Annotated in this window: 23 protein-coding genes; 3 read left to right on the top strand and 20 right to left on the bottom strand. The window is 34.0% G+C overall.

Annotated features, from left to right (window positions below):
- Positions 1-585: 585 nt before the first annotated feature.
- The 6 genes from MKX37_RS09455 to MKX37_RS09430 all read right to left on the bottom strand — a co-directional run bounded on the left by MKX37_RS09455 (position 586) and on the right by MKX37_RS09430 (position 4,518).
- Positions 586-1,641, bottom strand: a complete 1,056-nt coding sequence (locus tag MKX37_RS09455) for an LLM class flavin-dependent oxidoreductase (RefSeq protein WP_078421889.1) — start codon at positions 1,639-1,641, stop codon at positions 586-588.
- 16 nt (positions 1,642-1,657) lie between these two features.
- A complete protein-coding gene (locus tag MKX37_RS09450) occupies positions 1,658-2,599 on the bottom strand; it encodes a ring-cleaving dioxygenase (protein ID WP_078179199.1) in 942 nt (313 codons plus the stop codon).
- A 52-nt stretch (positions 2,600-2,651) separates the two neighbouring features.
- A complete protein-coding gene (locus tag MKX37_RS09445; RefSeq protein ID WP_002012331.1) occupies positions 2,652-3,095 on the bottom strand; it encodes a MarR family winged helix-turn-helix transcriptional regulator in 444 nt (147 codons plus the stop codon).
- 101 nt (positions 3,096-3,196) lie between these two features.
- Positions 3,197-3,520 (bottom strand): carboxymuconolactone decarboxylase family protein, encoded by a 324-nt coding sequence (locus MKX37_RS09440; protein WP_033708126.1) that lies wholly within the window; start codon positions 3,518-3,520, stop codon positions 3,197-3,199.
- Entirely contained in the window at positions 3,517-3,927 is a 411-nt protein-coding gene (locus tag MKX37_RS09435; protein WP_002126897.1) for a tautomerase family protein, read from the bottom strand. Before MKX37_RS09435 ends, MKX37_RS09440 begins: the two co-directional genes overlap by 4 nt.
- A gap of 24 nt (positions 3,928-3,951) precedes the next feature.
- Positions 3,952-4,518 (bottom strand): DUF4865 family protein, encoded by a 567-nt coding sequence (locus tag MKX37_RS09430; RefSeq protein ID WP_078421890.1) that lies wholly within the window; start codon positions 4,516-4,518, stop codon positions 3,952-3,954.
- Between the two features lie 120 nt (positions 4,519-4,638).
- Between MKX37_RS09430 and MKX37_RS09425 the strand changes: the two genes are divergently transcribed.
- A complete protein-coding gene (locus MKX37_RS09425; RefSeq protein ID WP_078421891.1) occupies positions 4,639-5,427 on the top strand; it encodes a LysR family transcriptional regulator in 789 nt (262 codons plus the stop codon).
- Between the two features lie 164 nt (positions 5,428-5,591).
- On the opposite strand, the gene MKX37_RS09420 is transcribed toward MKX37_RS09425, so the two are convergent.
- The 12 genes from MKX37_RS09420 to MKX37_RS09365 all read right to left on the bottom strand — a co-directional run bounded on the left by MKX37_RS09420 (position 5,592) and on the right by MKX37_RS09365 (position 17,588).
- On the bottom strand, positions 5,592-6,545 hold the full coding sequence (locus tag MKX37_RS09420) for a branched-chain amino acid ABC transporter permease (RefSeq protein WP_002126891.1): 954 nt from the start codon (positions 6,543-6,545) through the stop codon (positions 5,592-5,594).
- A 49-nt stretch (positions 6,546-6,594) separates the two neighbouring features.
- A complete protein-coding gene (locus tag MKX37_RS09415) occupies positions 6,595-7,455 on the bottom strand; it encodes a branched-chain amino acid ABC transporter permease (protein WP_000382784.1) in 861 nt (286 codons plus the stop codon).
- A 21-nt stretch (positions 7,456-7,476) separates the two neighbouring features.
- Positions 7,477-8,178, bottom strand: a complete 702-nt coding sequence (locus MKX37_RS09410; RefSeq protein WP_001196706.1) for a branched-chain amino acid ABC transporter ATP-binding protein — start codon at positions 8,176-8,178, stop codon at positions 7,477-7,479.
- Entirely contained in the window at positions 8,156-8,929 is a 774-nt protein-coding gene (locus MKX37_RS09405; protein ID WP_000149306.1) for an ABC transporter ATP-binding protein, read from the bottom strand. Before MKX37_RS09405 ends, MKX37_RS09410 begins: the two co-directional genes overlap by 23 nt.
- 91 nt (positions 8,930-9,020) lie before the next feature.
- The gene (locus MKX37_RS09400; protein WP_000061988.1) at positions 9,021-10,238 is read right to left on the bottom strand and encodes a substrate-binding domain-containing protein; all 1,218 of its coding nucleotides are present in this window, start codon (positions 10,236-10,238) and stop codon (positions 9,021-9,023) included.
- Between the two features lie 234 nt (positions 10,239-10,472).
- A complete protein-coding gene (locus MKX37_RS09395; RefSeq protein WP_078421959.1) occupies positions 10,473-11,390 on the bottom strand; it encodes a 6-bladed beta-propeller in 918 nt (305 codons plus the stop codon).
- Between the two features lie 62 nt (positions 11,391-11,452).
- Positions 11,453-12,448 carry a 3-oxoacyl-ACP synthase gene (locus MKX37_RS09390; RefSeq protein WP_078421892.1) on the bottom strand — a complete coding sequence of 332 codons (996 nt, stop codon included), beginning with the start codon at positions 12,446-12,448 and terminating at the stop codon, positions 11,453-11,455.
- Positions 12,448-12,864, bottom strand: a complete 417-nt coding sequence (locus MKX37_RS09385; RefSeq protein ID WP_002012316.1) for a MaoC family dehydratase — start codon at positions 12,862-12,864, stop codon at positions 12,448-12,450. Before MKX37_RS09385 ends, MKX37_RS09390 begins: the two co-directional genes overlap by 1 nt.
- Before the next feature lie 4 nt (positions 12,865-12,868).
- A complete protein-coding gene (locus tag MKX37_RS09380; RefSeq protein WP_001161506.1) occupies positions 12,869-14,359 on the bottom strand; it encodes an o-succinylbenzoate--CoA ligase in 1,491 nt (496 codons plus the stop codon).
- Between the two features lie 15 nt (positions 14,360-14,374).
- Positions 14,375-14,980, bottom strand: coding sequence for a TetR/AcrR family transcriptional regulator (locus tag MKX37_RS09375; RefSeq protein WP_078421893.1), 606 nt, complete (start codon positions 14,978-14,980; stop codon positions 14,375-14,377).
- 130 nt (positions 14,981-15,110) lie between these two features.
- Positions 15,111-16,034, bottom strand: coding sequence for a CobW family GTP-binding protein (locus tag MKX37_RS09370; RefSeq protein ID WP_041868035.1), 924 nt, complete (start codon positions 16,032-16,034; stop codon positions 15,111-15,113).
- A 117-nt stretch (positions 16,035-16,151) separates the two neighbouring features.
- On the bottom strand, positions 16,152-17,588 hold the full coding sequence (locus MKX37_RS09365) for a flavin monoamine oxidase family protein (RefSeq protein ID WP_078421894.1): 1,437 nt from the start codon (positions 17,586-17,588) through the stop codon (positions 16,152-16,154).
- 200 nt (positions 17,589-17,788) lie between these two features.
- Between MKX37_RS09365 and MKX37_RS09360 the strand changes: the two genes are divergently transcribed.
- Positions 17,789-18,733, top strand: coding sequence for an L-lactate dehydrogenase (locus MKX37_RS09360; protein WP_002064875.1), 945 nt, complete (start codon positions 17,789-17,791; stop codon positions 18,731-18,733).
- 111 nt (positions 18,734-18,844) lie between these two features.
- Entirely contained in the window at positions 18,845-19,129 is a 285-nt protein-coding gene (locus MKX37_RS09355) for a YesK family protein (protein WP_016126778.1), read from the top strand.
- 46 nt (positions 19,130-19,175) lie between these two features.
- Here MKX37_RS09355 and MKX37_RS09350 read toward each other — a convergent pair whose 3' ends face one another.
- A complete protein-coding gene (locus tag MKX37_RS09350) occupies positions 19,176-20,195 on the bottom strand; it encodes an AI-2E family transporter (RefSeq protein WP_003188519.1) in 1,020 nt (339 codons plus the stop codon).
- 273 nt (positions 20,196-20,468) lie between these two features.
- Positions 20,469-20,603, bottom strand: a complete 135-nt coding sequence (locus MKX37_RS09345) for a hypothetical protein (RefSeq protein WP_002086208.1) — start codon at positions 20,601-20,603, stop codon at positions 20,469-20,471.
- Between the last annotated feature and the right edge of the window lie 211 nt (positions 20,604-20,814).

Here is a 20,814-nt window from a genome sequence, read left to right as displayed (position 1 = left end):
CGATTGAATTGTATGAATTCACTTCATAACGAACAATTCAATCATGTGGAAATACAAAAAGATAAATTCGTTTATGTACTTTCTGAAAATATAGATTGTCAGTTTTTTAGATAATTACAAAAGAACTTTCTTCATACGATTTACCTTTTCACTATTTCAGTAGTGTTTTATTCGTTAATCGAATTGTATAATATACTTACATAATAAATTCAGGTGATTTTTGACGTATTATTGACAGGATTTTGTCTGAAATATGTCTTTTGTAATTTTTTTGAATTTGATTTCTCACATTTTAAAAACGTACTTTTCAAACATACAACACACTCTTATATCAATTGTTATTATGTTTTTCTCTTCATACGCTTGACTTTACCCTTGAAAAATGTCCTCGAATCAAACCTAGAAATATGCTAGTTTTTTGTCAAGAGAAAAATGTATTTCCAAAATTCAAATCAACAATATTGTTATTCACAAATAGAAAAAAACTCCCCTTTCTCTAGACATAAAATTCGTTTTTTTGTCATTTTTCAAACAGACTAAATAAAAAAGTACCGAGAATAAATTATATTCCCGGTACTTTAATCATTATTTCGTTGTATATTTTCTAACAGCCGGCATAATTTCGGTAGCAATTAATTCAATGTTTTTCTCAATCTTATCAAATGGTACACCGCCAAAATCAATCTGTGCCATAAAACGTTGCTGTCCAAATAATTCATATTGATAAAGCATTTTTTCAATAATTTGTTGCGGGCTACCAATCATTAACGCATCACGGTGATCTACTGCGTTAGTAAATTGTTGTTTTGGATACCCACCACCGCGTAGCGCAAGCATACCAGCATTAATATGAGGATAATATTCACTAAGTGCATCTTGTGAATTTTCTGCTGTATAAAATAAACTTGTTGTCGCAATTGGTAATGTTGCTGGATCAAAACCACTTTGCTCAGCTGCTTCACGATATGCATCAACCGAAACTTTAAAATTAACAGCTGGGCCACCAAGTGTCGTAAGCATCATTGGTACACCTGCGCGTCCTGCCTTAATTGCACTAGCAGGTGGCCCTCCAACAGCACGCCAAATTGGCATATTGTTATTTTTAGCTCTCGGTATAATTGCCGCATGTTCAAGTGGCGTTCTAAACTGCCCTTTCCATGTTACACTTTCTTCTTTATTTATTTTTAATAAAAGTTCCATCTTCTCTTCAAATAGTTCTTCATAATAATTTACATCGTAACCAAGTAAACTATATCCCCCAATACGAGAGCCGCGACCAGCAACGATTTCAGCACGACCATTAGAAATTAAATCAATTGTGGCAAAATCCTCATATACACGAACCGGATCTGACGTACTTAATACTGTTGCAGAACTAGCGATTTTAATGTTTTTCGTAGCTTGTGCAATAGCTCCTAAAATAACTGTATGAGCTTGCGTTGTAAAATGCGCTTGATGACTTTCACCGACAGCAAACACATCAATTCCAGTTTCATCTGCTAACTTGGCTGTTCCAATTAGTTCATGAATTCTTTTTTCTGCACTTATTTTCGAACCATTATGCGGATTTAAAATATGATCTCCAATTGAATATAATCCAAATTCAATTCCCTTACTTGTATCAATACGGTATTTTTCCATAGTTACTCTCTCCCTTTTAATTAAGTGGTATTAATTTCTCTTCTATCTCTTTTCTTCTCTCTTCTAAAAATGGTGGTAAATCCAGCTCTTTTCCTAATTCTTCAACTGTTGAATCTACTGTAAATCCTGGTCCATCCGTCGCAATCTCAAATAAAATGCCATTTGACTCACGGAAATATAAACTTTTAAAATAAAAGCGATCGATAATCCCTGTTGATTGGAACCCTTTATCTTTCACCGCTTCATTCCAATAACTCAGTTCTTCATCATTTTTCACACGAATAGCTAAATGATGAATACTTCCTTTTCCGGGTCTTTCACTCTCTCCATCTTGCTGTTTCACCAAAATTTCTCCAAAAGATTGACCATCAATAGATTGATAAATCCCCTCATCGTCTGAACGAGATACTTCTTTATAACTAAACAAACCTGTTAATGTTTTTGATAATTTATTTAAACTGCGCACTGTCATTTCAACTGTTCCCATGCCTAAAATACGATGATTCTGCTCTACAGAAGATTCATCCCATGCAGTCCAATATTCAGGCACCTCTTCATCTTTATTATTTAACAGCACTAACCGTAGACCATCTGGATCTTCAAAGTGCAGTGCGTCTCTTCCGGCGTAAGTTGTAATTTCCCCATGCGCCACCTGGAGTGACTCAAAACGTCTCTTCCAAAATGTAAGACTTTCTATTGAAGGTACGAGCAAGCCTATTTGTGTTATTGCATTTGTACCACGGATTGTTCTACCTACATTCGGCATTTCAAAAAATGATAATTCAGTTCCGGCACTCCCTGTTAAATCACCATAAAACAAATGATACATAAATGGATTATCTTGATTGACTGTCTTTTTCACCCGGCGTAACCCTAGAACATCTCGATAAAAATTATTATTCGTTTTCGCATTTTTAGTCACCATAGAAATGTGGTGATGCCCTGGAATTGTATACATAAAACTTCCTCCTCTTTATCACTTGATTAGTCAATTGATTAAGTAAAAAAAATTACTCATTCGGTAATTCTTTTTTTTCACTATGCTTATGAACTTTTGACATCAACTCGTATAGTATTTTCTGCTCTTCTTCATTTAATACATCATCAAAAAATGATGATTGAAATGCAAGTTGCTCTGGCAATGCTCTTTCTAAAGCCGCTTCCCCTTGCTCTGTAAGACTAATTGTTTTCGTTTTCCAATCTTGTTTTCGTATAATATATCCTTCTTTTTCAAGACGTGTTAACATTCGAGAAATACCGCCTTGTGTAACGGTAACCTTTTCTGCTAACTCCATTTGTGTTAATGGCTGATAAGTCCGTATTTGCAAAAGCACATCAAATTGGGCTGTTGTTAAATCAAAACGTTTTAAAAACTCATTTGACATTTGATTACTTTGGTTCGTAAATCGTATTAAACGTAGCCATATTAACGATCCTATCGTATTTTCACGCATGTTTCATCACTTCCTAGCGTTGATCTTACTATCACTTTACCACTCAAGTGATAGTAATGCAAGTAGAAATATGTTAAAAATACCTCCCAAAATCATTATTCTTAACTTTCCATTTCATTCATTGCTATATTTAAAGCTGCCACAGCTTTTGGCCAACCAACGTAAAAAGCCATATGTGTTATTAATGCAATTAATTCATTCTCCATTATCCCATTTTGTTTAGCTAGCTTCAGATGAAATGATAATTGTTCTGTATTACCAAGACTGATTAGTGCCGACAATGTACATAAGCTTCTTTCTCTTAATGTTAAAGTGGCATCCCGCCACACTTCCTCAAATAATATCTCTTCACTATAATGAGAAAATACAGGTGCTATTTCTCTCATTTTCTTTGGAATATAAAATTCAATTGGTTCATTCATCATTTTGCTCCCTTCATTTTTACCAATTGTGCCATCCCTTGACCAAATGACCAGTTTTCAGCAGCTGTCTCATGTAATGTAATAAAAATGTCAGTAACTTTCACATTAGAACATGCTGAAATTTCAAAGGATATAGATTGATACAAACCTTTTTTCTGTTGCACTGTTCTTCCAGGTCCACATGTAATAGAAACATGAATCATATTCTCAGTTCTCATTTCTCCTCTTTCCAACAAATAATATGGATTATACAAAAATTGATTTTGTTGATAAGGTAAAAATATTTGAAAATAATCATTTTCAGGGATGTTAAAATGTTCAATTAATGCAAGATGGATACATTCACCTATCTTTTTCAACTCTTCTTTATTTAATATATCTTCATGATAATAAACGTTCACAAAAGGCATAGATTTTCATTCCTTTTTCTTAATTTAGCATTCAACAACATATCCTCGTGAAATATGTAAAATCTCATAAATAGTAACATCGCCCATTACATCTATTTCAGGCTTTTCCTTATAAAAACTGAATTGACTATATCCCCACTTATCCGGATTATAAACTATTACATTTCCTAAACATTTTTCTATGTTTTGCACATTTTCATTTACTTTATTTAATTGCGTCCCAATCAGCGATTTAATTTGAGAAATACTCCCTGCATATTCAACAGCATATCTACTTTTTCTAAAATCATTACTTAAATTAACAACTAATGGAACACCTATATTTATTTGTTGCCACCCAAACGATTGCAAAATATTATCGTAATACCCTTCGAATATAAATTTGTTCATCCCTTCATGACCATTCCACATATATAAAGGTGCATAACAGTTATAGAAATTCCCACCCTTACCTGTCTCAGTAATTAAATAAGCCTTAAAATTTAGTTCTTGAAAACCATCAGTTTTAAACCCATTATCCTTTACCCTTTTTTTAATAATCTCCATGTCATAATCCTTTGGTAAAATGACCTTATATTGCATACCAATCATGTTTATCACTCACTTTCGATCTTATATACATAATGATAAACCGATGATCGGCTGACGTAAAATAGGTATAAATTATGTTTGATATCATTTATAATGATACCGTATAAGGGGCTGAAATGAATGGAAATAAATGATCTTATCATATTTAAAACTGTAGCTAACGAAGGATCTATTAGTAAAGCCGCTAAAGAACTAGGCTATGTACAACCAAATGTAACTGAGCGAATCAAAAAATTAGAACAAGAATTAGAAACACCTTTACTACATAGAGATAACAAAGGTGTCTCCCTGTTACCTTCTGGTGACATTTTATTAGACTACACGAATAAAATATTAGCTCTTTTAGAAGAAGCCAAAGATGAAATTAAAACAAGTGCTTCTTCTTATGTAATAGCGACGTCACAATCTATTTTGACTAATTATTTAAGTATGCGTATTAAAGAAAATTTCAGGAATTATCAAATATATATAGAAAGTAGTAGCCATTTACAAAAACTACTACAGCAACAAAAAGTTGATATGGTCATAACTTATGAGGATTATCCCGACGCAGCGTTTAAAAAAGTATTCACCACTTCAATTTCTGTAGGCTTATTAAAAGCGAAAGAACAGTGTAACATTGACTTTTCAAAAGAACTTTTCTTTGTTAGTAACAATAAAAAGTGCCCTTTTAGAAATATGACAATACAATTTCTAAAAGAAAACAATCTATCTCAGCATCAACTTCAACAGTTAGATTCTTATTCGCTTATTGAAGAGTTTATTGTTGAGGGAAATGGGATAGCTTTTTTACCGATTAGAAATGATAAATTAGTTCCAGTTGAAAATGTCGCGGTTGAAAAACTACCTATTAACTTCTTTACAACTCGAGACTTAGATAAAGTGATTCCAGGTGAACTATTTAATTAATAAAAAGGCTACACTTGTCGTATTTTACGGATAAATAAATATCCCTTTTCGAATCGCTAATATAACTTCATATACTATCGTACGGCTTAATAAAATAAAAAGGGATGTTACCTAGTTAATATGTTTAACTACTAGGACATCCCTTTTCATCTTGAAGACTTATTTTACACGTTCTGTTCCACCCCTGTACTCTTCTCCTTCTTACTTCTTTTAAAATTCTTCAACTTCTTAACCGTTCCAACTAATCCTTTTGGAAAAACTAATAACACGATAATGTATAATAAACCTAGAATAATCGTCCACCTTTCAAAAATCGGATACTCTGTAGCTAGTTCTGATAAATAATATTTCAGTGATTCAATAATCCCCGCTCCAGCAATAGCTCCGATTAACGTTCCAACTCCCCCAATCATTGTCATCAATAATGCATTTAACGTCATTTCAATTGAAAATACAGTTGTATTAACAAAGCGTAATGTGATGACAAATAAACCACCGCTAATCGCTGCAACTACTCCTGCAACAACACTAGCAATAATTTTATAATGAAGAACTTTATAGCCAAGTGCTTCAACTCGTTGTTCATTTTGTGAAATCGCCTTTAACACTTTCCCAATTGAAGATTTTGTGAAAAGACGTAACAAAATGAAAATACTGATTAGACATATAAATGTTATATAATAAAATGTAAAACGATCACGGAATATATCTGGTACACGAAATGTAAATCCATCTCCTCCATGAGTCAGTGAACGCCATTTTTCAGCAAGTACAAAAAACAGCTGGGAAATAGCGAGCGTTAACATTGCATAAAAATGACTTTTCAGCCGTAAAGAAAGCAAACCGATTATATAACTAACGATGGCTGATACAATAATTGCGGCTGCTATTCCTATAAAAAAGTTTGTGATAGACACCCCTTGTCGATCAAATAAAAGTGCTACCCCATACGCCCCTATACCAAAGAACATACAATGACCGAATGAAACAATACCTGTATATCCAAGGAGAACATCAAAACTCATAGCGAAAATAGCAAAGATGAAGATTTGAGTGAACAAAATTAACAAGCTCCGTGAATCATTTACGAATGGAAATACACTTAAACAAATGAGCATAAATACTCCGAAGTATACTTTAATTCGATTCGATGTGCTGTTCACCATTTCACCCCTTTTCACCAACAAGTCCCGTTGGCTTCACTATTAAGAAAAATAGTAACATTAACATATTAATTGCAAGTGATAAATCCGGTATAAAATATGCTGTAAAAGCACCAGCTAATCCAACAATTAAAGAAGCGATTGCTGAACCTTGTACGCTTCCTAATCCTCCAATTATCACTACTATAAAAGCTAAAATCGCATACTGCATACCCATCTCGGCGAAAATAACACCTGAATACGGTGCTAATAAGAAGCCTCCCAAAGCCGCCATCCCTGCTCCTAATAAAAAGACGAAAGAAAATATCGCTTTTACATTAATACCGAGCGCTTGAACCATCTCTTTATCCATTACACCTGCGCGAATCATAAGACCTATCTTTGTTTTTTTGAGCAATAATAGTAAGGCAATGTAAATGATGATCCCAATTAAAATAACGAATAGACGATATTTAATTAATATAACGCCTTCAAATGTATAACTACCTTGTAACCATAACGGTAATTTAGCACCAATTGGATTTGGCCCCCAAAATACTTTAATACATTCACTAAGTACAAGCATTCCTCCAAGCGTCACAAGAAGCTGGCGAACATGATTTCCATATACCGGTCTAATAAGGAATCTTTCTAAAATGAATCCAAGAAACATCCCCATAGCAATTGCTCCAATTAAAGCGAGTAAATAGCTTCCAGTTGTATTAAATATCCATACACCTGTAAAAGCTCCCCATGCAAATAACCCACCATGTGCGAAGTTTAGAACGCTCATTAAACCGAAAATAAGTGAAAGACCTGACGCTAATAAAAAAATGAGCATCCCTGTTGAAATCCCATTTACAAATAAATTGATTAACACATCCATCCTTCTCACCCCGGATTCATGTTAAGAGATTCCTAAATATTTGTGACACATTTCCTTATCCTCTTTTAATTCATGCATAAAACCGTTATGAACAATTCTTCCGTTATCCATAATATAAAAGTAATCACCAATTTGACTAGCCATCATAAAGTTTTGTTCAACGAGTAAAACTGTTGTTTTCTCTTTCATTTTCAAAATGGCTATCATTAATTTTTCTATCATAATGGGCGACAAGCCTTTACTCGGCTCATCAATAAGTAATAAACCATCACTATTAATAAATGCTCTTGAAATTGCTAGCATTTGCTTTTGCCCTCCGCTTAAGAGTCCGCTTTTTTTGTGCCAAAATTGCTTTAAATCTGGAAATAATTCAAGCATCCAGTCTATTTTTTCTTCCGCTTCTTCTCCCTTCCCTCTAGCAAGAGCGAATGTTTCTTCTACTGTCAGGTCGTGAAAAATACCTTGATTTTCTGGTACATACCCTATTCCTTTCCTTGAAATTAAATGTGTAGATAATCCATTTACTTGTGTACTATCATAATAAATTTCACCATGTGCGATATGGTGAAATCCCATAACCGAACGTAATGTCGTAGTCTTCCCTGCCCCATTTCTTCCAAACAGTACAGTAATCGTTCCTTTCTCAACAGTAAGAGATACCCCTTGTAAAATATGAAACTGATCTAAATACGTCTCTATATTATTCACTTGTAATAGTGCCACTATATAATCCCCCTAAATAAGCACTTTGTACACGCTCATCTTTCATCATTTCTTCGGGCAAACCTTCAGCCAATAACTCTCCATGGAATAAAACGATAAGATGGTCTGACAAACCTAGTACCATATCCATTTTGTGTTCAATAAGTACAATTGTACTCTCTGGATGTTTCTTAATATTTTCAATCACTTGTAAAATAGCCGGTACCTCCTCAACTGATATACCTGCCGTCGGCTCATCAAGTAGTAACACATCCGTTTTTAAAGCTAATAACATCGCAAGCTCTAACTTTCGTTTTTCCCCATGCGCTAGATCTTTCGCTAATACATGTTCTTTCTCGTGAAGTAATACTGTTTTTAAGAAACGTCTCGCCTCTCCAACTTGTTGCTTAAATTTTGCCGAACTCGGAAAAAAACTATAGTAATCTTGCACAAATGATTGAACACTTAAACGAACATTTTCAAGTACCGTTAACTCTGGGAATATATTTGTAAGTTGAAAAGAACGACCAATTCCTAATCGAGTACGATCCGAAATTGATAAATTTGTAATCTCTTGTCCTTTAAAATATACTTCACCCTTTGTTGGAGAAATTTGTCCACTTAGTAAATTGAATAGCGTTGTCTTTCCTGCACCATTTGGTCCAATAATTGAAATGAGCTTTCCTTTTTGTACTGTTAAATTCACATCCTTAATAACATGATGCTCGCCAAAAGATACGCAAAGATTTTTCGTTTCTAGCAAATGTGTCACGAAATCCCTCCCTTTAAAGCTTTAAGTATGAAAGAAATACGTATAAAGAGGGTGTACTCCCTCTTTATACGAAAACAACAGAAAATTCAGTCTATTTATTTTGAACTTGGGGTTCTGTCTCTTTCATCGTTAATTCTCGCTCTAATACTGGCACCGGATAATCAACACCATCTTGCTTTTTCAATGTGATAGAATAAAGTGTCTGCATCGCTTGATGATCCTTCTCTCTAAATTTCATCTTTCCTTTCGGTGTATCAAATTCCATTCCTTCCATTTTCTTAATCAATGTATCTACATCTGTATCACCTTTTGTTTTCTTTAAAGCTTCTACAATTGAAATTGCCGCTGACATTCCTCCTGCTGTAAATAAATCTGGCACCGCACCATTAAATCGTTTTTTATGTTCTTCAACTAACCAATCATTCACCTTATTTTTCGGAAGTGTGTGATAATAAACAGAAAAACCTTGCATTCCTACTAACGCATCCATCGTTTTTAATGCCGGTATATCTGGTGCACCGGTAGAAATTTTAATACCCTGCGCTTCCACATTCATATCTTTTAACTGTTTCCAAGGTGAATTCGCACCTGCCCAAACGATAAATAAATAATCTGGTTTTGAGCTAATAATATTTTGAATATTTGCAGTGAAGTCAGTCGAATTTGTATCAGCATATTGCTCGTTTACAATATTCGCACCTAATTTCTTCGCTCCAGCTTTAAATGCCGCAATTCCCTCACGGCCGTAAGCATTATCTTGTGCTAACGTTGCTATTTTCACATCTTTTTTAGCAATTGCCGCAGCACCAGCGACTGCATCTTGAGATGAATTTCTACCTGTTCTAAAAATATATTTATTCCAGTTCTTCCCGGTAATACTATCAGCTACTGCTGGTTCTACAACCATTATTTTTTCATATTCCTCTGCAAGTGGTAAAACCGCTAATGTATCACTTGAACTAGACGATCCGACTAAAAAATCGACTTTCTCTTCTTCTAATAACTTCGTAGCTTTTTTAACCGCTACATCAGCTTTCGTTTCCGTATCTTCTACAACAAACTTAATCTTCTTCCCTTCCACTTTCCCAGTTCCACCAGTTGCATAGTCTAACCCTAATTCAAATCCGTTCACTGTTTGTTTTCCATATGATTCTAATGGACCTGTTAATGAAGCAAGAACCCCTACCTTAATCGTCTTTTCATCCTCTGTACTTGTTTTCTTTCCTGAACAAGCTGCCGTTATTAATAACGAACCTAAAACACAACCAGCAGCCACCATTTTTAGCCATTTACGTTTTTTCATCGACATTGTGATCCTCCCCATACTTTACTTTCTGATAGAGTCAAACACGCCAAAGTTACCCATCCGTAATTATGACTTTTCCTTTGAATAATATAAACGAGATTGTTAGTATACATGTATCTTCTCCGATTTCCATTAAACACCTTTACAATTTCATATAAATATTTTATTCCTACCTATACCGCATTCCCAAACTATTAAACTTCTATCCTTTCTAACAAGCATTTTGAGTCTCCAATATTAATTAGCTTTCTTAAAAAATTGAATTCTTTGGAGTAAACCATCTGTAATAATGATATTCCCTTGACTATCCACATCTATTCCTTGTGGTGAGAAAAACTGCCCTGACATACCATTAAAACTTCCAAAAGACTCTAAAAAATTCCCATTTTCATTGTAAATATTCACACGATTATTAGAAGTATCTGTGACATATACCGTATTATTTATATCGATTTCAATTCCTATTGGCAAAAAAAGATCTCCTGAACCCTCTCTCCAATTTTCTAGTGGATCTAAGTTTCCAGCTCCATGATTTGTACCCCATTTTGTAAGAAAATTACCCTCATTATCAAATTTTTGAACCCTATTATTAATCCGATCCACAACATAAACATTATCTTTTGAATCAATTGCTAATTGCATAGGTTGAAAAAACTCTCCCTCTCCACTTCCTTTTCTCCCCCATTCTTTCATATATACAAAGAATGGATTAAATTTTTGAATACGATGATTGTATTCATCCGTAATATAGTAATTGTTATCGCTATCTACTGCAATTTCCCTAGGAAACGAGAACTGCTCACTTCCTTTACCTTTTGTGCCCCAACTTTTAATAAATTGAAACTCCTCATTAAATTTTTGAATACGATAATTCGCTGTATCCGCAACTAAAATATTACCTTCTTTATCAACAGCAATACCAAATGGCATATTAAACTGTCCCGGACCTTCATCTAAAGTTCCTATAGCATCAACAACTTCTCCATTCTTATCTATTTTCAAAATCCTATTATTCCCCATATCAACAACATACAAAAATCCTTTTGCATCCCTTGCCATCGCCACTGGTGTCCTTAATAACTTAGAAGTATCTAGCTCACTCCCCCATGATTTCACATATTTTACAGCAGAGGCACTTCCTACAGAAGCAAACATCCCTAGACTCACAATAACAATGAAAAAACAACATATAATTTTTTTGATAAAATCCATGCTTACTACCATCTAATCACAGTAGCTGCCCAAGTATACCCAGTACCTGCACTAACCACTACTGCAATATCTCCAGGCTGTAATTTCCCTTGCTCATTTGCAAAATGAAGACCTATACATGGGTCAAGTGCTGACATATGCCCATAATGATCTAAATATACAACTTGCTCTTCTACTAAGCCCAGCCCCTGTAACAATTCTATTAGCATAGAGCGTTTTGTATGCAGTGGTAACAATACTTTAATATCTTTAGGAGTAAATCCACTTTTTCTTAACGCCTCCCGAATAACCTTATCAAAATTAGGGGTTGAAATTGGATCTAAACGTTCTTTCATACTAATAGGATCTATTACATCAATATAATGTTGTCGATTCTCAACTGTATCATAGCTCGCAACCTGCTTCGATCCACCAGCTGGAATACGAACATCGTCATGAAATGAACCATCCGTTATAATCGCACTGCCTAATATTTCACCGTTGCTAGCTCCCTTTTTTACTAAAGCTGCACTTCCGCCATCAGCAAAATTAAACATAAAACGTGAGCGTGGATTATCATAATCTACAATTTGAGATTCTTTACATCCACCTACTAATAATATATTTTCAATTGATTTATCAGAGTAGAGCATATCCTTTGCGACTTTGAGAGCGATTGGAAAGCAAGAACTAACATTCATAATTTCAAAAGCATAAGCATTTTTCAATCCAAGTTCATGCTGAATTTTTGGGGCACTAGACCATACGTGGTAATCTTTATGTGGACTGCCAAAATAAATGACTACATCAATAGATTGAGGATCTACTTGTAATAATATTGGCTTTGCAGCAGCAATAGCTAAATCTGATACATGCATCGTTTCGTCTGCGACATGTTTTTCATATAACCCAAACTTTTCTATAATAATATTCTCAGGAATACCTGTTTTTTTAGATAAATCTGCGGCCGTCTCTACGTCTTTTGGGAAGAAAACACCAGTTGCTTCAATCCCAATTCTCATTAGACAATTCCTCCTTCTTTTGGCACCATCATAGTCGCTACACCTGTTAACACTAAATCTCCTTTTTGGTTATGACACTCAGTTAACAATTTCAAAACTCTCTTTTCTATCATAAATTCTTGTACTGTTGCCGTAGCTGTAATCGTATCTCCTATAAAAACTGGCGCTGTAAATTTAATAGTTTGTTCCATATAAACGGAACCCTTTCCTGGTAAATGAACGCCTAACAATTGTGATAATAAACTAGAAGTTAATAAACCATGTGCGATTCTTTGATTAAATCTAGTTTGTTTTGCATACTCATGATCAATATGAATTGGATTAAAATCCCCGCTCAAACCCGCAAATAATACAAAATCCGTTTCTGTTATTGTTTTACTACATGATGCCTGTTGACCGGAACTATACATAATCATCCCTTCACCTACTTTTCAGTTGATTTGCTAACTGTGCTTTTTGAATTTTACCAGTTGCATTTTTAGGCAATTCCTCTAGAAACACAATTTCTTTTGGAACTTTATATTTGGCTAGAAATAAACGACAATGATCAATGACTTCCTTTTCAGTTAATACACTGCAACTCTTTTTCACAATAAAGGCGATTGGAATCTCTCCCCACTTTACATGTTGTGTACCAATTACTGCTACCTCACATACTTCTGATAGTTTATTAATAACTTGCTCTACTTCAAGGGGATAAATATTTTCACCACCGGAAATTATCATTTCTTTTTTTCTACCGACAATGTATACAAAACCATCTTCATCAACTTTAGCTAAATCTCCCGTATATAACCAACCATCTTGAATCGTTTCTTCTGTTGCATCTGGCCGATTCCAATACCCTTTCATTACATTTGGCCCTCTTATTAGTAACTCTCCAACTTCACCAATCTCAACTTTATTTTTGTTTTCATCAATAAGTACATAATCACAAAACAGAACAGGTTTTCCAATTGAGCCTACTTTACGTCTTGCATCTTCTTCTGAAAGCATAAATACGGTTGGTGATGTTTCAGTCATACCAAAGCCTTGACCAAATAAAAATCCTCTATCTATAAATTCTCTCATCAACTCTTCTGGACATGGTGCACCACCGTTATAAAACCAGCGAACTGATTGTAAATTTGTAGTTTCAAACTTTGCGCAATTAATTAATGCTTGGTGAATTGTAGGTACTCCCATTACAACAGTCACTTTATATTTTTCTATCATAGAAAGAGCTATGGTTGGCTCAAATTTTCTCGGAACAATGATTATTCCACCTGCAAATAAAGTTGGAAATGCGAATAAACCAATCCCACCAATATGAAATAAAGGCAATAACACAATGGAGCGGTCATGAACAGTTAGGTCAATCGCAAATGTATTATTAAGCGCATTCCAAAACATATTCTCTTGTGTAAGTACAGCTCCTTTCGGTTGTCCTGTTGTCCCCGAGGTATAACATATAATAAAGGATGCGCTTTCATTTATCTCTTCAAAGTTGTCAATTTTTCTATCTTCTATTTCTTTTAAACTTTTAATCGAAATAACTCTTTGTACATATGTTACATTCTGCATTGACAGTGCCATATTTTGAAATGTTTCCTCTACAAATAAAACTGTAGCTCCACTATCTTTTAACTGAAATATAAGTTCATTTTCTGTTAACCGTATATTCAGTGGAACAGCAATACATTCTACCTTTGCTATAGCAAATAAAAGTACAATATATTCCAAGCTATTTTGTGATAAAATAGCTATCCTCTCTCCTTTTTGCACATTTAAGTCGTAAATTAAATATGCTGCTACTTTACTTACATACTCATGTAACTGTTTATATGTCATTTCCTCCTCTTCTGTAATAATGGCAATGCGATCTGGATGTAAATAGGCCCGTTTTTCAATCCAATAAGCAATGCCTTGCATATTTTCCCCACTCCCTTATCTCTTTCTCAATCCTTCAAATATTAATGACATCGCTGCTTCAAATACATCTTCCGGAACATCTTTCTCTTCCCAATAGCCCCATCGCATTCCTAAAAATTGACCAATTGACATAAGACAATACGCAATTGTTTCTTTATCAAGTTGTTTAAATTCTCCCGCTTCCATGCCAGCCGATAAACTTTTTAAAAATCCATTTGCGAGCTTTGCATAATACCATCTATATAAATTATCATCAACAACTACCGCCTGTTGTACAATGTTATATAGATTAGGACGATCTTTCACCCATCGAAAAAAGGCCTGAAAACCTCTTCTTTGTGCCTCTTCATAACTTGATATCCCCTTCATTTCTTCTTTAATAATTAAGCGTAACTCACGGTTCAATCTGCGAATCAATTCATCAAATATATCTTTTTTAGATGGAAAGTAATTATAGAAAGTTCCGTGCGCTACCGTTGCTTCTTGTGTAATATTCACGATAGAAGCTTCGTAATATCCTTTATTACCAAATACCTCTTCTGCAGCACACAATAATTTCTCTCTCGTTTCTAACCCTTTTGTTGTTAGGTTTTTTACATTCATTATTATTTTTTCTGACACCTGAATCACCTCTTAGATTTGATTATAAATATATTTCTGAATTTTTCAATTATTTTCATTAGACAAAATCCGCAAGCGTTTTTCTACATACAAAAAAGGACTAACTTATTTTGAAGTTAGTCCTTTAATCTTAATTAGAATTAAGTTCTACTTTCTCTAACCCCTCAACCAATTGCTTCTTATCTAATCCTTCCCCTATTACTACCAAATTTGTCGGGAAACCGAAGTCTTGTTCCAGTAAGGTTGGTACGCCAAATGAATATTGGAATAAGTGAGGGTATTTATCTCCATGGAATTTCACAAATCCTTTTACGCGATAAATACTATCTGGTAAATTCGAAAGCCATTCATATAATTTATCTTGATCAATCGATTTCGTAAATTGATACGTCATCGTTTGTATATGTAAATGCTGTTTGACATGTAGTGTCTCATGTTCTCCATCTCTCACAAATTCAGCTTCTTCTATATCTTTTAAAGATATATTACAATACTTTGTTTCAAACAATTTCGCATGATTATTTATTGCCTTTACGTCTTCAAGTACTTTGTTCTTATCCGAATCTGTTAATAAATCTGATTTATTAATAAGAATATGACTTCCATATTTCATTTGCTCATGTAATAGCTGTTGTACATTTGCACTTAATATACTTCGGTTTAACCATCTTACTGCATCTAATACGACTACTATAGATTTCACTTCAAGGAAAGGAGCTAAAATTGGTGATACACATGCATCTAACACTTCAATTGGATGTGCGACACCTGTTGTTTCTATATAAATTACATCTGGTCTTTCTTGTTGATATAAAGAATGTAATTGAATTTCAAGCTCTTCTTTTAACGTACAACAAATACATCCTTTCAGCAGTTCCCTTAACACATTCTCTTTTCCAATAATATCTGTATCTACCGAGTATTCACCGATTTCATTCATCAAAACTGCAACTTTTCGATTTTTCTTCTTTTCTGCTAATAATAAATTTTGCAGCAATGTTGATTTTCCGCTACCTAAAAAACCACCTAATATATGAATTTCTACTTTACTCATTCGACCGACCATCCATTTCTCTACTTCAAATTCCTTCAAAGCGTAATTATTACGATTTATATTTATCATTTTATTAAAAGAATACCTATTTGTAAACAAAACTGCTAGATTATCGTTTCATTTTCCATTCACTTCATGAGCAACTCTAATTCCAGACTCGATTGCTCCTTGCATCCATCCATGTGTTAATGTCGTATGTTCTCCTGCAAAGTGCACTCTACCCGCTGGCGGCGTAATATATGGAAACAATTCAAGCTCTTGCCCTGGTTCAAAAGCTGTAAATGCTCCGCAAGAATACGGATTTTGACTCCAGCTAAAAGATTCTCCCGCAACATATTCACTATAAACCACATTTCCATATATTTGCGCTAAATTTTTCAACGCATAACGAATACGTTCTCTATTCGAGAGACTATCCCACGTTAACGCCTCATCTGCCCACGTATAACTCACTAAAACGATAGCCGCCCCTGGTGTATGAATGCCGTAGCTCGGATAATATGTAAAGCGGATAGGTAAATCTGTAATTGACTTACCACCATATTGTCCTGCTCTTTCCCAAAATCTACTTTTAAACTCTATCGCAATTTTAGTTGAAGCAATATAATTTAATTCACGAATTGCCCGCCTTTTATAATAAGAGAATAAATGATATGGCTGAACTTCTACAAATCGCAAAGCTGAAAATGGAATTGTGACAATAGCGATGTCACCAGTTACTATAAATGAATTTAACGTTTGTTCATGTGTTACTTGCATCATTACTTTATTATCTTCCTGTATAATTTTTTCTACTTTATACGGCATAAAAATATTATCCTTTAGCTCTGGTAAAAATGAATTTGGTAATGCATCCATCCCGCCCGTTATCTCATAATATTTCGTCGTTGAAGTGAAAAAGATCATTTCGCGTAATACTTCAATTAAGGACATTCCCATGTATGCTTCCATATCAAGAAGTACTCCGATCATATCTATTGCCCCATCTGAATAATACTCGGTTAAAAATGAACCGAGCGAATATGTTTTATACTTTTTTTCAACAATAATCCAGTTTTTATCCGGATCTTTCTTAATATAATTAAGTATCGATTCCAATACCCCTAACATTAACCCTTCTGCTGTTTTCCCTCTTTCTTTATCTAAAACTGGATATCCAAGTACACTTGGATCCTTTTCAAACACATCCAATCTCGTTCTTTTGTTATTCGTATAAATTATATCTGAAGAAGTTTTATTAATAAAAAGGTTTAACGGTAGTTTAAATTTACGAATGTAGGCTAAAGTTAAATCATGAGTATCCGGAATACGCATAGGGCCTGCGTTAAAATATAACCCTGCGCTAAATGGTTCACGAATCGTATACACCCTGCCACCTATTCTGTTATTCGCTTCTATAATCGTTACCTCGTGTCCAGCCTCTTTTAATAAAGATGCTGCAACTAATCCAGATATCCCTGCACCGGCAACTGTAATCCGTTTGGGGTTATTCGTTTTGGCAAGCCCTTCATGAACAATTTGAAGCATTTGTTCCATCGATAATGGATTCCCCATGCCAATTCCCCTTTTACGAAGGATTTTACTGAATTATATTCGTTTAACAGGATTCCTATGTTTCATTCAAGTAATTGAGTGGATACATTTTCAATCACTTGAATATCTTTTATAAAATGTAATAAAATAGATATGAAACTATAGAAGTAAGACGTATTATCTTACATAATAAAATTTATGAAATAGCGAGGAATTTTGAAATGAAAAAAGGTATTAACCGTGTTGTATTAGTAGGAACAGGAGCAGTTGGATGTAGTTATGCTTACTGTATGATTAACCAAGCTGTAGCTGAAGAATTTGTTTTAGTTGATGTAAATGAAGCAAAAGCTGAAGGAGAAGCAATGGACTTAAGCCATGCCGTTCCTTTCGCACCAGCTCCAACAAAGGTTTGGAAAGGTAGTTATGAAGATTGTAAAGACGCAGATCTTGTTGTAATTACAGCTGGATTACCACAAAAGCCAGGTGAAACACGTTTAGATTTAGTTGAGAAAAATGCTAAAATTTTCAAGCAAATTGTTCGTAGCATTATGGATAGCGGCTTTGACGGTATCTTCTTAATCGCAACAAACCCTGTAGATATTTTAACTTACGTAACTTGGAAAGAATCTGGATTACCGAAAGAACGCGTAATCGGTTCTGGTACAACTCTTGATTCTGCTCGTTTCCGCTATATGTTAGGTGAGTACTTCGATATTGGACCTCATAACATTCACGCTTATATTATCGGAGAGCACGGTGATACAGAACTTCCTGTTTGGAGTCACGTATCAATTGGTATTCAAAAACTACAAACGCTTCTTGAAAAAGACAACACATATAACCAAAAAGATTTAGATGATATTTTCATAAACGTGCGTGATGCAGCTTACCATATTATTGAACGAAAAGGTGCTACATACTACGGTATCGGCATGTCACTTTTACGTGTCACGAAAGCAATCTTAAACAACGAAAACAGCGTATTAACTGTATCAGCATACCTTGAAGGTCAATACGGCCAACAAGATGTTTATATTGGCGTACCTGCTGTTTTAAACCGCGGCGGTGTTCGTGAAATTTTAGAAGTTGAACTAAGTGAAGAGGAAGAATTAAAATTCGATCACTCTGTTCAAGTATTGAAAGAAACAATGGCTCCTGTTCTTTAATCATATTTTCAATCAAAAAAGCAATCCGATTTATATTGGATTGCTTTTTTATATTTTTATAGTTCCCCCTCAATTTAAACTGTAATATTATCTATAAAAAGGAGTGATTTCATGAATGATTCTTGGACGATTGTAATCCTCTTGCTAGCTGTAGCATCCTTAATACTTTTCCTCTTCTTAATCATCAGAACGCTATTCCCAACTACAAAATATGATAAGAATCTCGGATTGATTCTAATTATTTTAAGCTTGTTAGCAATACCGATAAGTATCTTCCTTATAGGAGGATGGGCAGGTATGGGAGTTGGTGTAATCGCAGTCTTTATTTTTGCTGCTGTTATTATAGCTTTAATTGCAAATAGATTCATTAAACTACCTCCTCCAAAGAAAAAATAATAAATGACCGATGTTTTCATCAAGAGAAAACATCGGTCATTTTCTATCATTTATTATCTTTAATCGGTTCATCGTTATTTACGTCAAGTACATCTAATAAAAAGATAAAGATTGGTATTCCGATAATAAGCCCCCATATTCCGAGGAAATGCTCTGAAAAGATAAGAATCATAAATGTATAAAATACTGGTAAATTCGTTTTTGCAGACATAAATTTTGGATTTAAAAAATAACTTTCAAGAGCGTGGATTACTGTAATGAACACTAGTATGTATACAACATACATAACCCCGCCGACGTTATAGGCAATGATACAAAGTGGAAACAAGGAAATAATAACACCAGCAACTGGAATCAAGCCGAGTAGAAAGACCATGACAGCCAATACAAGAAGCTGTGGAAATCCTAAAATGACAAGTGCAATTACAGTGAGCACACAATTTACAACTGCAATTAAAAACTGTGCTTCAATCACTTTTCCGAACGATCTTGCAAATCTTTCACCGAAATATGCAATCTCCTCATAAAAAATCTTTAATTTACTATCTTTAAATTTAGACGTGAATGAAATAATTCGCTCTTTTTCCAATAAGAAAAATAAGCTTAGAATAAGAGACAATAGTATTTGCAAACTTACCTTTCCTATGTTTGCTATTGATTGATAAATGACATCCACACCTTGTTCAATATATTTTGATACTTCCATTTCATTAATTGCTGAAAGTACGTATCTAATCATCTCATTATCAGGTGGATGTTGAAAAAACAATTTAAATTGATAAATTAATTGTGAAATTTGTATCGTTAGCACAGGTAAATATTTATATAATGTAGTTACAATAAACGTCACTAATACAATATATAAACAAGCAATAACCACTTTCCTATTTACTTTCAATTTTTTTGAAATAAACTTTTGAAATCGATCCATCAAAAACGTGAGAATAAACGTAATTAATATTAAATTAATCATACTTTTTAATCCATACAATACAAGCGCTAATATTATTAAAACGAGAAACCGTTGAAACCCTCTGCTTCGAAAGAAATTTTTCACTTCATTCATTAAGAATTAACCTCTCCCTTCAATGGATGGAAATCGGATATATTACATTTTATGAACTTCTATAGACAATCTTTCTTACTAATTGGAAAGAATCCTTTTTTTCTTTTTTATTGTCGGATTTTTTTATCTAATACTTTTCTAAAAACTACTTTATCAACTCTATATTTTATGAGAACGTCTATTTTTAGACTGTTGCTCCTTAGTAGATTTTTCATATTGAAAAAAGAGAGTTATCTATCACTTAACTCTCTAGAAAAATGCTAAATGAAAAGCTTAATTATTTCTTTTTTGCATTTGCTTCGCTAACAATTCCTTCACTTGGTTATACGTTAACCCTGAATTTTTGTTTAAACGCTTTACTTCCTCGACATCAGTACCTACCACTGTATATTTTTTCTCATCACTCATATTTCCACTTCCTTTTTCACCAGATCATTTCTTATATTTCTTCCCTAAACTCTTGTCAACTACCCCCACTGAGATGAAGCGTTTCAGTGGGGGCTTGAGTTAGAACGCTAGGTCTTTTCGTCTATCGCTAGACAGTTTGACGCTCTAGAATTCATGCCACCTTACAGTAACACCCCAAGTAAGTTTTTGGTTGGTACTAGAAACGAACAAT

The sequence above is a fragment of the Bacillus sp. FSL R5-0709 genome (assembly GCF_038004785.1).
In the GTDB taxonomy this organism is placed as follows: domain Bacteria; phylum Bacillota; class Bacilli; order Bacillales; family Bacillaceae_G; genus Bacillus_A; species Bacillus_A mycoides.
The sequence above is the reverse complement of the archived record's forward strand: the minus strand, read 5'-3'. Positions and strand labels throughout refer to the sequence as shown.